This window comes from Burkholderia sp. L27(2015) (assembly GCF_009765705.1).
In the GTDB taxonomy this organism is placed as follows: Bacteria; Pseudomonadota; Gammaproteobacteria; order Burkholderiales; family Burkholderiaceae; genus LMUX01.
Genome location: NZ_LMUX01000016.1, coordinates 258248 through 270981, shown reverse-complemented (window position 1 = coordinate 270981; position 12734 = coordinate 258248). Strand labels below are relative to the sequence as shown.

General features: G+C 59.2%; 12 protein-coding genes. 6 read left to right on the top strand and 6 right to left on the bottom strand.

Features of this window, described 5'->3' with window-relative positions:
• Positions 1-14: 14 nt before the first annotated feature.
• Positions 15-569: a fasciclin domain-containing protein gene (locus tag GSQ77_RS09195; RefSeq protein ID WP_158901281.1), complete on the top strand. Its 555-nt coding sequence runs from the start codon at positions 15-17 to the stop codon at positions 567-569.
• A gap of 121 nt (positions 570-690) precedes the next feature.
• On the opposite strand, the gene GSQ77_RS09190 is transcribed toward GSQ77_RS09195, so the two are convergent.
• The gene (locus GSQ77_RS09190) at positions 691-1458 is read right to left on the bottom strand and encodes an IclR family transcriptional regulator (RefSeq protein ID WP_158901279.1); all 768 of its coding nucleotides are present in this window, start codon (positions 1456-1458) and stop codon (positions 691-693) included.
• A gap of 52 nt (positions 1459-1510) precedes the next feature.
• Positions 1511-2329 (bottom strand): HpcH/HpaI aldolase/citrate lyase family protein, encoded by an 819-nt coding sequence (locus GSQ77_RS09185; RefSeq protein WP_254067531.1) that lies wholly within the window; start codon positions 2327-2329, stop codon positions 1511-1513.
• Between the two features lie 329 nt (positions 2330-2658).
• On the opposite strand from GSQ77_RS09185, the gene GSQ77_RS09180 reads away from it, so the two are divergent.
• The 4 genes from GSQ77_RS09180 to GSQ77_RS09165 all read left to right on the top strand — a co-directional run bounded on the left by GSQ77_RS09180 (position 2659) and on the right by GSQ77_RS09165 (position 6651).
• Positions 2659-3522 carry an amidohydrolase gene (locus tag GSQ77_RS09180; protein WP_158901277.1) on the top strand — a complete coding sequence of 288 codons (864 nt, stop codon included), beginning with the start codon at positions 2659-2661 and terminating at the stop codon, positions 3520-3522.
• A gap of 33 nt (positions 3523-3555) precedes the next feature.
• A complete protein-coding gene (locus GSQ77_RS09175) occupies positions 3556-4920 on the top strand; it encodes an MFS transporter (RefSeq protein ID WP_216854873.1) in 1365 nt (454 codons plus the stop codon).
• A 48-nt stretch (positions 4921-4968) separates the two neighbouring features.
• Positions 4969-5748, top strand: a complete 780-nt coding sequence (locus GSQ77_RS09170) for a hypothetical protein (RefSeq protein ID WP_158901275.1) — start codon at positions 4969-4971, stop codon at positions 5746-5748.
• Between the two features lie 123 nt (positions 5749-5871).
• Complete coding sequence (locus tag GSQ77_RS09165) at positions 5872-6651, top strand: IclR family transcriptional regulator (protein ID WP_158901273.1); 780 nt, start codon at positions 5872-5874, stop codon at positions 6649-6651.
• Positions 6652-6759: 108 nt separating this feature from the next.
• On the opposite strand, the gene GSQ77_RS09160 is transcribed toward GSQ77_RS09165, so the two are convergent.
• Positions 6760-7944: a porin gene (locus GSQ77_RS09160; RefSeq protein WP_158901271.1), complete on the bottom strand. Its 1185-nt coding sequence runs from the start codon at positions 7942-7944 to the stop codon at positions 6760-6762.
• 522 nt (positions 7945-8466) lie between these two features.
• On the opposite strand from GSQ77_RS09160, the gene GSQ77_RS09155 reads away from it, so the two are divergent.
• The gene (locus GSQ77_RS09155; protein WP_158901269.1) at positions 8467-9246 is read left to right on the top strand and encodes a class II aldolase/adducin family protein; all 780 of its coding nucleotides are present in this window, start codon (positions 8467-8469) and stop codon (positions 9244-9246) included.
• Here GSQ77_RS09155 and GSQ77_RS09150 read toward each other — a convergent pair.
• From GSQ77_RS09150 to GSQ77_RS09140, 3 genes are all read right to left on the bottom strand, one after another.
• Positions 9243-10064: a tetratricopeptide repeat protein gene (locus tag GSQ77_RS09150; RefSeq protein WP_158901267.1), complete on the bottom strand. Its 822-nt coding sequence runs from the start codon at positions 10062-10064 to the stop codon at positions 9243-9245. The two genes, GSQ77_RS09155 and GSQ77_RS09150, sit on opposite strands and share 4 nt — an antisense overlap.
• A gap of 206 nt (positions 10065-10270) precedes the next feature.
• Positions 10271-11101: a hypothetical protein gene (locus tag GSQ77_RS09145; RefSeq protein WP_158901265.1), complete on the bottom strand. Its 831-nt coding sequence runs from the start codon at positions 11099-11101 to the stop codon at positions 10271-10273.
• A 337-nt stretch (positions 11102-11438) separates the two neighbouring features.
• The gene (locus GSQ77_RS09140) at positions 11439-12503 is read right to left on the bottom strand and encodes a glycosyltransferase family 4 protein (protein WP_158901263.1); all 1065 of its coding nucleotides are present in this window, start codon (positions 12501-12503) and stop codon (positions 11439-11441) included.
• Positions 12504-12734 lie beyond the last annotated feature (231 nt).

Genomic DNA, 12734 nt, shown 5'->3' with positions numbered 1-12734 from the left:
CTTGGGAGACGGTAATGAAAAAGATGATCTATGCTTCAATAGTGCTACTAACCATATCGGCGTCGACCGCTTTTGCGGTGGCCGATACGGTCATGGTTGGCGGGCAGGCGATGCTCCCTACTAAGGATATCGTGGACAACGCCGTCAATTCTGCCGACCACACCACGCTGGTCGCGGCGGTAAAGGCAGCAGGCTTGGTCGATACGCTCAAGGGTCCGGGACCGTTCACGGTCTTTGCGCCAACTAACGAGGCTTTTGCAGCGCTGCCTGCAGGCACGGTGGAATCGCTGGTCAAGCCGGAGAACAAGGGCATGCTCACCAGCATTCTGACGTACCACGTCGTGCCGGGTCGCTACGATTTCAAGAGGATAGACGCAGCCATCAAGACGGGCGGCGGCAAGACGCAACTAAAAACCGCCAATGGGGAGATGTTGACCTTCTCGGAGAACGGGCCGCACAACATCGTAGTGGCCGACCAGGCTGGCAACACGGCCGACATTTCGACCTATGACGTTTATCAAAGCAATGGCGTCATCATGGTCGTCGATAAAGTGCTGATGCCGAAGTGAGCAGGCCGCCCGCGATGTAGCACGAGATTGCGCCCGCGAAACCTGGCCTAAGACTCCACGCGCCGTGCCTGGCTCTGCGCTCAGGTTGCGCGGGCGCCCTATCCCGGCACGAGGAACAGCTTCAGGCCACCTGCCGGCACTCGGTCGTTTCGTTAATTTGCGAGGTCACTTCAAGCAGACGTTGCGCGATCTTGGGCGGGTCGAAATCGCCATTGGCGAATCCGCGCGCCGTACCGCACAGCGCGATGGCCGCGACCGGTGCCCCGGCACGATCGAAAATCGGCGCGGCCAGTCCGGCCAACTCGGAAGACGGCTGACTACCGAGCATGACCCAGCCCTGCTTGCGGATCTCGTTCCACCAGTCGTCCGTGCGCTCGGTAAAAGGCACTGTGCCAAAACGTTGGCGCGACGCCGCAAGTAATTGCTTGCGCAGGTCGTCAGGCAGCCATGCGAGCAAGGCCGTCCCACTGGCGCAGGCATGCAAGGCAAGCTGTTCGCCCACGCGCCACGGCGCGAACGTCGCGCCTTCGGCCGGCATGCTCTCGATACAAATACGGCTGTCGCCGCTACGGATGTACAGCGAAGCCGTCAAGCCCGTCTCTTGTTTGAGTGCCTGCATATAGGGATAGACCACTTGCCGCACGCTGGACGCATCGAGCGCGCGCGCCCCCCAGGTCAGCATGCGCAAACCGATCTCGTAGCGACCACCGCGCTGCACGATAATGTCCTGAGCCTGGAGTGATTCGAGCAGGCGATACAGTGTCGCGCGCGGGATGCCGAGCGTGCGCGACATCGCGCTAACCGACATGGCAACGTTGTTGCCCGTCAGGTAATCGAGAATCTTGGCAAACTTGCCGAGCACCAGCACACTTGAGGGTTCGGTTTTCATGGGGTTCCTGACCTGCGCCGCCAGTGCGCCGCTTACGGGTTCATATACAGGTTCAATAAACAGGCCTGGTGCTAACCAGGTCGCTAACCATCTTGGCGCGTTGCGTACACGCCGCGAGCAGAAATGACAAATCGGTTCCGGTCGACACGTATCGCGCGCCCATCGCAACGAATTCGGCAACGCGTTGCGGCCGCGATGCCAGGCCGCCGACTCCGGCGAACTTGCCATGCTTGTTACAGGCCGCGATCACGCGCGCGTACGCCTCGCGCACTTTCTCGTGCTCGTACTGGCCCGGTATCCCCATGTCCGCGATCAAATCGTTGGTCCCGACCAGCACCAGGTCCACGCCCTCCACCGCCGCAATCTCGTCGATCCGGTCGAGTGCGCTTGCGGTCTCGATCTGCACGACCACGACGGTCGCATCGTTCAAGGCCGCATTCGCATCGGCCACGGGAAAATCGCGATACTGCAGGTGAGGCAAGCCGGAGTTGGCTGAACGTTCACCCAGCGGAGCAAACTTGGCGTAGGACACGACTTTTCGCGCATCCTCGGCCGAAACGATGTGCGGCGCGATAATGCCCATCGCACCACCGTCCAACACGCGCCCGATGTACTCCGGCGTTTTCGCCGGCACTCTCACCAGCGCAGGAATACCCACCGCGAGTGCCGCCATGCATATTTGCGCGCAGGCATCCAGCGTCATGGTGCCGTGCTCGAGGTCCAGGTAAAACGAATCGAACCCGGCAGTCTTGGCGATACGGGCGATCTCGACAGTGCGGACCAGTCGCACCATCATCGAGGACGCCACCTCGCCACGCTGCATTTTCTCTTTCAAGGTATTGCGAGTAATGTCTTTCAATAAATCGGACAAAACGCCTCCTGATCTCGCGCCCAACTTGAGGCATCTGCTTGGTTAGCCACCGCAGCTCGCCATCTCGGCAGCCACCTTTAAGTGCCCGCCTTGGACCTCGCCTTAGACCTCATTAAGCCGCATTAAGAGTAAACCCGCATTATAAACTTTCCCTCCATGTGAGAAAGTTTATTACACCTTTTGAAATAAACGCAAGTGCGCATATTCAGCAATCACGCTTTTACGCACATTCGCCCCGTTTGGATCAAGTTTCTTCGTCGCATTTCTCGTTCGCGCTTCTCGTTCGCGTTTCTTCGTTTTCATTAGTCAGCGTTAATTAGGCCAGTCCCATGACCGCCAGCTCGATACCCGTTGCCTTCACTGCGCCTGCACTGGCCTGCGACTCGCATTTCCATGTTTTCGGCGCCGCTGGGCGCTACCCCTATGAAGCCGATAACCTACGCTACACGCCGCCGGTCGCTGAGCTCGACGACTATCTGGCGCTCGCCGCCACGTTAGGCATCCAGCGCATGGTATTCGTCCAGCCCAGTGCATATGGCCAGGACAATACTTGCATGCTGGACGCGATGCGCGCGCTAGACCCGCGCACGCGGCGCGGCATTGTCGACCTGGACGAAAACGCCGACGACAGCATTTTTGCGCGGCTCGACGAACAGGGTGTGTGCGGCGTGCGTATCAACGTGAATCCGATCAAGCCGACAACACCCGATTTCTCCGACAAAATCGTGCGCCGTATCGCCCTGCTCGACGCGCGCTGCCACGAACTAGGTTGGTCGCTCGATTTCCTGCTCCCCGGTTGGCTGACCGCCGAAATCCTGCCCTTGCTGAGGGGATTGCGCTCCCAATTCAGCATCGCGCATCTGGGCATGCAGAAGGCCAGCGACGGCGTTAATGCACCTGGATTTAAGGGACTGGTAGACTTGCTGAAATTTGGCGAGGGGCGCTGCTGGGTTAAGCTGACGGGCATTTACCGGATCTCGCAACAAGCCGGCTTCGACGATGTCACGCCGCTCGTGCAAGCGCTGGCGCAAGCGGCCCCGAACCGGCTGATCTGGGGCTCCGATTATCCGCACCTGTCGTTCGCGCAAAACGATTCGGTAATGCTGTTCAACCTGCTGGCGCGCTGGATGCCCGATGCGGCACTGCGCCAGAAGGTGTTGGTCGACAATCCTGCCGTGCTTTACGGCTTTTGAATCGGCGCTGGGCAAGCGGCGCCGGGAGACCCCATGCAGACAGAGATGGCACCGCCCGTACCTTCACGTGTTCCCGCCACGCCCGATGGCACTGGTCTGCCGCCAGCGGCCATCAGCACGCTGGAAGCGCAGACGATGCGCAAGGTCTCTAAACGCCTCGTGCCATTTTTGTTGATCGCTTATCTGGTGTCGGTCATCGACCGTACCAATATCGGTTTCGCCGGTATGCAGATGAGCCAGGATGTCGGCCTGACCCAAAGTATGTTCGGTCTGGCTGGCGGCATTTTCTTCGTTTCGTATTTCCTGTGTGAAGTGCCGAGCAATCTGGCGCTGGAGCGCTTTGGCGCGCGCCGTTGGCTGTCGCGCATCATGATTTCCTGGGGGGTGGTCGCTGGAGCGAGTGCCTTGGTCATCGGGCCGAAGACGTTTTTCACGATGCGCTTGATCCTCGGCGCGGCCGAAGCCGGTTTTTTGCCGGGCGCTATTTACTACCTGACGCATTGGTTTCCCAGCGCTTATCGTAGCCGCGTCATGGCATGGTTTGTCTTGTCGGTGCCAGCTGCGGGGCTGCTCGGTTCGCCTATCTCGGGAGCTCTCCTGAATTTAGGTGGCGTATTGGGTTTGCGCGGCTGGCAATGGTTATTTCTGATCGAAGCCTTGCCCGCGATATTACTGGGCGTGTTCGCGCTCTTTTGGCTCACCGATAGCCCGAAACAAGCTGGATGGCTGAGCGTCGAACAGCGTAATTGGCTGATCGCCAGACTCGCCGACGACGCGAGCCGACGTCACGCCCCGCCCAAGGTGTCGACCTGGAAAGTGCTGTCGGACTGGCGCGTGTTGATGCTCACACTGGTATGCGGCAGCACGGTCACAGTGAGTACCGTGTTGGGTTTCTGGCAGCCGCTAATTATTCGTTCCTTCGGCGTCAGTTATTTCCATGCCGGTTTGCTGACCGCCTTGCCCTACGGCGCTGCCGCACTGGCGATGATTCTCTGGGGCCGGCTGTCGGACCGGCTCGGCGAACGCATCTGGTTCAACGTGGCGCCGATGTCGCTGGCGGTCGTCGGCATGATCGGCACGTTGTTTGTCAGTAGCCTCACCGGTACCGTGATTCTATTTGTGCTGGTGATGGTTGGGACCTATGCATGCAAGGGGCCTTTCTGGGCACTCGCGACCGAATCGGTATCGGCTACCGCCGCCGCGGCCGGCATCGCACAGATCAATGCGCTGGGTAGCTTACCCGGGTTTTTCGCTTCGTATTTGATCGGTGCTATTCGCGAGTCGACCGGCAGCTATCCGTTGGCGATTTTGCCTATCGCCGTGTTCTGCGCAATGGGCGTGCTGACGGTACTGATCATCGGCCGTTTGCAATCGCAAGCGCGGTGGTTTCAATCGTGAATGCGCGGCATCAGTTCGGCCTGCTTAGCAGGTCATAGGGAGAGCTTTATGACGAACCCGAGCGTGAGTCGTGATGTGCCATCAGCTTCGGTGTTACTTTCACCGTTACATTCGCCGCTACATTCACCATCACCCTCGCCTTTACGCGTGGGCCTGATGGTGCCGGCGAACAACACCACGATGGAAACCGAATTGCTGGCGTGGTTGCCACCCGGGTCCACGTGCCAAACCCTGCGCATTGCGCGCGGCCCCGCCCTGCTCGACGCCACGACCTTGCCTACGTATCGCGCCGGCGCGCTCGAACTGGCCAAATCGTTCGATCGCGACTCGCTCGACCTCATCGTTTATGGCTGTACCGCTGCCGGCTTTATCTCCGGGCCCGACGCCGATACCGAGCTCGGTGCCCACATTGCGGAACTGACCGGTTTGCCGACCATCACGACCGCACAAGCGATGGTGCGCATGTTGACGCGTCATGCTGTGAAGCGGGTGGCGCTGGTCACGCCTTATCTCGATGTGGTCAACGAACGTCTCACCGCGTTTTTGGCCGCCTACGATATTGCAGTCACTTCGTTGTCGAGCTTCAAGGCGCGTAATGTCGATGAGTTGGCTGCGATCAGCTCCGCACAGGTTGCCGAACTGACCCGGCAAGCGCTGCACACTGACAGCGATGCGGTCTTTGTTGCCTGCTCGCAGTTGCCCACGCTCGAGGTAGTTCGGACGTTGGCGGCGACCAATGCCAAGCCGCTCTTCTCGTCGATTCAAGTCAGTGCATTGCTGGCAAGCGAGATGGTCCAACCCGGCTCACGAAAAGATCGACAAAAATAAGCTTAACCAAATAAGCCCAAGAAAAAAGAGTGGTCATGCAGCATCCGAATCGGCGTATGCGGTGTTCGTCGGTCATAATGCAGACTGCGCCGAATCCTTCCTCGAACCCTTTAGCCTCACACTATGAGTAGCCTGGTTCGCCTGCTTTCGTTGCTGGACATTTTTACGCCAGCGACTGCCGTATGGCCTTCGGACGCATTGATCGCACATCTCGACTGCGCTCCTTCGACCGGTTACCGCTATATCAAAGCGCTCAACGAAGCGGGGTTCCTGACCCGCGTCGCCAACGGCTCTTACGCCCTCGGTCCGCGTGTGCTCGAACTCGATCGCACCAACCGGATTTCGGATCCGATCTATGTTGCGGGCACGCCTGTCATTCGACGTCTGGCGCGCAAGACCGGCCACAGCACGTTGCTGTGCGAGTTATTCAGCGACTCGGTGGTATGCGTGCAGCGCCAGCTCAACAGCGAAGGCCTCGACCACTTGTTCGACCGAGGCCAAAGACGGCCACTCTTTGCGGGCGCATCCGCCAAGGCGATACTCGCGTGGTTGCCGGCGCACCAACTCAAGAGCCTCTTCAACAAGCAGCGCGAGACGATAGAACGTGCAGCGCTGGGCCGTGACTGGGAAAGTTTTCGCAAAACGCTGCGCACGATACGCGAGACCGGTTATGCACTGACCGATAGTGAGTTTCACGCCGGTATCGTGTCGATCGGTGCACCGCTTTTCAATCGACAGCACGAGGTGGTCGGCAGCCTCGTGCTAGCGGCCTCCACGCATGGGCTCGACAAGCAGGCATTCTCGGCGCTAGCCCCCGAAGTCGTGGCCGCCAGCCAAGCGGTCACGCATGCACTGGCCGAACCGCACATCGGCGACGTACTGGCTGCGCGAGCGCTGGGTTGAGGCCGCGGTGTTGAGGGTGCTGGGTTGAGGGCGTGTAGGTTGAGGCCACTGAAGCAGGACGAAAAAAAAGCGCCGAAGCGCTTTTTTCCCAACCCTGCTAAGCGTCGCTTAGAACTTGTGACGCAATGCCACTCGCACCGACGTCTGGCGCGTGTTCGAGGAATCACCCAAGTTGCCGATGTTGGCAACCGCGGCAGTACCGGTCGAGCTCGTGCCGGCTGCTTTCTGGAATCCGCCTTCGACATACACGTCAGTGCGCTTCGACAACGAATAGTCGGCCAACAGGCTGAACTGATTGAAATGCTGGTTGCCGACGCTTACACCCGCTGCATTGGTAACGCTGTTGCCCTTGAGGTAGTTATAAGCCACGCCCGTGTAGAACGTCGGCGTAAATTGCCATTTGAAGCCGACTTCCACATCGTTGAACCTTGCCGTTGCGCCATTGAGCGCGCTGATCGTGCCGTACTGGATGTTCGAGTACTCGATGCCGACCAATGCCGGTCCAATCGAGTAGGTACCGCCGGCCGCCGCGACTTGATACGAGTTGGCGGTGGTGTACCCGCTATTCAAAACCCCGCTCAAGGCGGTCGAGCCGCTCACGTTGTCGGTGAAGAAGCCGTTTCCTGCGGTGCCTGTCGGATTCTTGAAGTAGTTGTAGCCCACGCCCAAGGCGATCGGACCATTCACATAGGCCGCGCCAGCCGAATACCCACCGTTGCCGCTGATGTTGCCGGCTTGGCCACCGAGACTCAATTCAGCGCCAAACGTCAGGCCGCTAAAGCTCGGGCTCGCGTATTTGATGGTGTTGTTGGTACGGATCGAGTTGTTGGTGTTGTCCAAGTCACCTGGGTGCGAGAACACCGTGCTGCCGAAGTAGCCCAGCGTCGAAACCGGTTGGACAAAGTTGACAACCAGGTCATATTGGCGACCCAACGTGACCGCACCGTATGAACTGCTGCTCAAACCGACGAATGCCTGGCGGCCAAACGGGGTTCCGCCCTGTGCGAACGCGCCGTTGTTCAGGTTGATCCCCGACTCCAACGTGAAAATCGCTTGCAGACCGCCGCCCAGATCTTCAGCGCCTTTCAAACCCCAGCGGCTGCCGTTGATGCCGTTGGTCGAATCCAGCGTAACTTGGCGGCCACCCACATTGGTGCCACCCACAACATTCTTCTGGTTGTTGGTGAACTGCACGCCCTCATCGATGATGCCGTACAACGTGACGCTGCTTTGCGCGTGCGCGAGCGTGGCAAATGCGCTCAAGGCGGCTAAAGCAACTAGCGACTTTTTCATTGAGAAATCTCCTATCAATTGTCTGTTTAGTGGTGCGTGGTGGCACCTGCTGCTGACTTCCCAGTAATTTGTATTACTTCACAAGAAGTTGTAAGACAATAACAAAAGCTCGACGAAAAGCCCACCGCTGGCCGCTTTTCGATCGCGTTCGTTGTGAATTGGAGACAGGTCAACTATTGGAGCGGCTCTTCGCTTGAGGTGCCGGGCCAGTGGGCACGGCCTCGGAGTCGGAATAATGAGCTGAATTGCTCAATGTCATACAAATAAGTTATCGACCGATGGGCCTCTGCGCCGCCGCGATGTGCTTGGATTCCACGCTCCCAGCCGCACTCGGATTCTTCCCGGGAACGTGAAGTGAGCCGCACGAGCGGGTACCCACCCGTCGTTCGGATCATTTTCGTTGCTATCGATTTTATGTGCTTGCGCACACATTAGTTCAGCCTTAATATAGCGCATGAGATAGCGCATGGCCGCAGATGTTGATACCGTCCGCTTGAGACGTGTTCCCTATAGGAGATCCGTATGAATTCCATCCATGGCGTCGAAGCCCCCGGCTGGTGCAGCGCACAGGAGTGGCAAAGCCGCGTCGAGCTCGCCGCCGTCTATCGCGTGTTTCACCTGCTGGGCTGGCATGAATTGATTTTCAATCACATCACTTTGCGGGTGCCAGGGTCCCAGTCAGACGCACCGCATTTCTTGATTAATCCGTTCGGCCTCAGTTACGACGAGGTCACCGCCTCCAACCTCGTCAAGATTGATCTCGACGGCAACATCCTGAGCCCGTCGCAGTACCCGATCAACCCGGCCGGCTTCGTGGTGCACAGCGCTTTGCACCGCAATCTGCCCGACGCGCACTGCGTGATGCATACGCACACGACGGCGGGACTCGCCGTAGCCTGCATGGCCGAAGGACTGTCGTACACCAATTTCTACGCGGCCCAGCTCCACGATATGGTGGCGTACCACGAATTCGAAGGGATTACTGTGCATGCGGAAGAAGGGGGGCGGTTGCTGAAGTCGATCGGCGACCGGCGCCTGCTGATTTTGCGCAACCACGGCCTGCTGTCACATGGGGTCACGCTGGCGCACGCTTTCGCACTGCTATGGACATTGAACCGGGCCTGCGAAATTCAGGTGGCCACGCATTCGATGCGCGGCGAAATCCTGCCGATTGCGCCGGCGGTATGTGCCCGCGCCACCCGCGATTCCCTGCAGTTCGATCCTGCTCATGGCGCCGGCCAGAATGTCCTCGACGCACTGATCCGCCGGGTAGACCGGCTCGATCCGTCGTACCGGCGCTAGGGTAGCGGTTGAGCCGGCCGCCAGTTGGCGGCGCGGTCTTGCGCCTCGCGCAGCGCGGTCGCATCGAGTTGCCCGGCTGCGCTATCGCGTAGTTGGGCAACGCCAGGCGCGGGATCGCTGGAATCGCCGACGAAGCGCCCGGCAAGGTCGAAATAGATGTAGGCCAGTTCGTTATTTTTCGCGATGCCCTGCCCCGCCAAATAATGCTGCCCCAGCACCCGCATTGCCGGCGCATAACCCTGCTGCGCCGCTAGACGCAACCAGACCAGCGCCTGAGCGGTGTCTTTTTTGACGCCCTCGCCATTGTCGTAACAGATCGCCAAGTTGTATTGCGAGGCCGCATACCCCTGTGCGGCAGCCTGTTTGAACCAGGCTGCGGCGATCGAAGGATTACGCTCGATAGCCACGCCGCCCCGGTAGTACATGGTCCCCAGCAGGTCCTGCGCTCGCGCATTGTTTTGGCCTGCCGCCCGGCGAAACCAGACGACTGCCTGGGCGTCGTCCTTGGGTACACCCTGCCCATCGAAATACATGCTTCCGAGAAACACCTCGGCAGCCGCGCTGCCCTGGTTCGCGGCCTTGCGCATCCAGACCGCAGCGAGTGCATCGTTTTGCACGACACCGTTTCCCTGGTGATACATGATCGCCAGCGACGCCTGAGCCGCCGAGTCGCCGTGGTTGGCAGCATCCTGCCATGCTACAAACGCGCGCGGATAATCCTCGGCCTCATAGGCCGCGAGTCCGTCGCTGTAGGCCGCTTGACTGACCTGTGGCAATAGCAAGGCACCGAGTAAAAGCAACAGCGATCGTGTACTCATAGTGTATCGGCTTGGTATATACGGTTTTCTGTTAAACGAAGCAATATGCGTAGCAGCGGCTCATGCACAATTCAGCGCGATTACCGTTGCGGCGCTTTGCGCTCGCGTGATGAGATGAGGCTGGGCGGCTTATTTGCCGACTCATTTACCGACTCATTTACCGACTTATTTGGCAACTCATTTGGCAAAAGCCAGGCAGCCCACGCTCAGAATCGTCTCAGTGCAGTATCGAGCGCTGCCGCAGCGAATTTATCGGCAGCACCCCAGGTTGCGGCGCGAAACACGACATGCCGGTTGTGGCCGGCAGCGGCCGGCGAATTCCACAGCAGCGACACGTAGCGGGCCGCACGCGCGTCGAACGCCGCGGCCTCGGTTTCAGTCGCAGTTGCAGACGTAGCGAGTACCGCGTCCAGGCTTGGGAGCGAGGTCTTGAGCGGCGGCGGAAGAAGCCGGTTCGAAGCGCGCAGGCTCAATTCATTCATGGCGTATTGACCGAGCTTGCGGTTTTCCGCCCAGACCGTGGCCGTCTGCATGTCGATATCGAGTGTTACGGTATAGCGGCCGATCGCGAAACGGCGCATCACTGGATTGGTCGGCCACAAAGGGCGCGCGCGACACAGCCACACGACTGTCGCAAACAGCGCAGGGGCTACCACCAGCCAGCCGTTGGAGTCCTGCAGCGTTTCGAGGACCGCGCGCAAGCCGCTCAGATAAGCGAAATAGCCTATCGTCCAGAGTGCAAACAGGCAGCCGAGCGCCCCGAGTACTTGCAACGATTTGCGCAGCCAATGCGGCACCGGATGATAAGGGCGCTCGGCCTTGGGCTTGGCGCCGGGCATCACCACCAGCAGGAAAATAAATACGCCATTGATACAGGCCCAGGCGGAGCCCGCCATCGCCTGAAGCAGCGACGCGATGCCGAACTGCGACATCGAATGGAGCCAGCGGGCGAGAAATATGATGCCGATCGCGCGTAACGCGAATACCGTGCCGCTGCCGGGCACGGGATCGGACCCGCTGAGCTTCTTCAGTACCAAAAAAGTATCTCCGTCGTCCAAGCGCTCGTTAGGCGCACCCGACGCCCGCCAAGCGGATTCGTACGAGCCTAGCCACGAGGTCTAGCTGTGGGGTCTAATTGTTAAATTAGCTACAAGTTCAGTTGCGGGTTTAGCCACGGAATCGAAAGTCACGCGACTCTGCCCTAGCATCAAGCAATATTACCGAGCCCGATTATAGTAGCCGCACGGGTCAGCGGAATGAAAGATCAAAAAACCACAGAGTCCGATGCTGACAGACATGAAAAAGCCCCGCCGGATTTCGACGGGGCCAGGCTGAGGTCACGGCATCGCCACGGGGCTACGCCCCGCTGCGAGATTAGCCCGCCGCGACTTCGCGCAAAATCGTGCGGTGTTGCCGACGCAACAGTTCTTCGTACGACGTGATGTAATTACGTGCCATCTGCTGTGAGGTGAAACGTTCATCGAACCGGGCGCGCACGCCTGCACGCGGCAGTTCGTGCAAGCGCTTGACCGCATCGACGGCTTCGTCTTCGTTCTCGACAATAAAGCCCGACACGCCATGATCGATCACTTCCGGCACGGACCCGCAGTTGAACGCAATCACCGGCGTGCCGCAAGCCATTGCTTCGATCATCACCAGGCCAAAAGGCTCCGGCCAATCGATCGGGAACAACAGGGCCTTGGCGCCGGACAGGAATGCCGGCTTCTGCGCTTCGGAAATCTCGCCGATGAATTCGACATGACCTTGCTCCATTAGCGGTTTGATCTGTTCTTCATAGTATGCGCGATCGGCCTTATCGAGCTTAGCCGCAATCTTGACCTTCATGCCGGCACGGGCAGCGATGCGAATCGCGCGATCAACGCGCTTCTCCGGGGAAATACGCCCCAAAAACGCCAAATAACCGGGCTCGACGTCCAACTGCGGGCGCAGCAAATCAGCAGGCAAACCGTGGTACACGGTCGACAGCCAGCTCGCTTGCGGCAGCGGCAGGCGCTGATGGTCGGAAATCGACACGACCGGAGCATGCGGGAAGGCGTTGAATATCGGCTGCAATTCGCCCAGATCGAGACGGCCGTGCAGCGTCGTCAGGAACGGTACGTCCAATTGGCTGAACAACGCAAACGGGAAATAATCGATGTGGAAATGCAGAATATCGAATTCGTCGGCGCGGCGACGTACCTCTTCGAGCAGCAGCATGTGCGGCGCAAAGGTGTCGCGAATCGACGGGTCCAGGCGCAGAGCCTGAGGCCATACCGCTTCGAGCTTGGCCGAGGTCACCGAATCGCCGCTGGCGAACAAGGTCACATCGTGGCCCAAGTCGACCAAAGCTTCGGTCAGGTAGGACACGACGCGCTCCGTGCCGCCGTAAAGCTTCGGTGGAACTGCCTCGTGCAGGGGCGCAATCTGAGCGATACGCATCGGGGTCCAACTCCTTCCTATCAAGAATTAAGCGAAAATCACGTTGCGTTGCATGCCTGAAGAGCGGCCATACCGCCACGGACTTTTTGGGTTTTATTACCTGACCACGGTTATCGGCAGCACTCGCCGCTTCTTAATACCGGTCAGTCAGCAATTTCGCGCGATTCGGCGTATTTAACCCAAGTGCTCATGGGTTTTAGCGCGCCGCACTTAATTCGTCGAATACTGCTA

Bases quoted from the DNA above. Each gene is read 5' to 3' on its own strand.
- GSQ77_RS09195 (WP_158901281.1), top strand. From the start codon at position 15: ATGAAAAAGATGATCTATGCTTCAATAGTGCTACTAACCATATCGGCG.
- GSQ77_RS09190 (WP_158901279.1), bottom strand. From the start codon at position 1,458: ATGAAAACCGAACCCTCAAGTGTGCTGGTGCTCGGCAAGTTTGCCAAG.
- GSQ77_RS09180 (WP_158901277.1), top strand. From the start codon at position 2,659: ATGACCGCCAGCTCGATACCCGTTGCCTTCACTGCGCCTGCACTGGCC.
- GSQ77_RS09175 (WP_216854873.1), top strand. From the start codon at position 3,556: ATGCAGACAGAGATGGCACCGCCCGTACCTTCACGTGTTCCCGCCACG.
- GSQ77_RS09170 (WP_158901275.1), top strand. From the start codon at position 4,969: ATGACGAACCCGAGCGTGAGTCGTGATGTGCCATCAGCTTCGGTGTTA.
- GSQ77_RS09165 (WP_158901273.1), top strand. From the start codon at position 5,872: ATGAGTAGCCTGGTTCGCCTGCTTTCGTTGCTGGACATTTTTACGCCA.
- GSQ77_RS09160 (WP_158901271.1), bottom strand. From the start codon at position 7,944: ATGAAAAAGTCGCTAGTTGCTTTAGCCGCCTTGAGCGCATTTGCCACG.
- GSQ77_RS09155 (WP_158901269.1), top strand. From the start codon at position 8,467: ATGAATTCCATCCATGGCGTCGAAGCCCCCGGCTGGTGCAGCGCACAG.
- GSQ77_RS09150 (WP_158901267.1), bottom strand. From the start codon at position 10,064: ATGAGTACACGATCGCTGTTGCTTTTACTCGGTGCCTTGCTATTGCCA.
- GSQ77_RS09140 (WP_158901263.1), bottom strand. From the start codon at position 12,503: ATGCGTATCGCTCAGATTGCGCCCCTGCACGAGGCAGTTCCACCGAAG.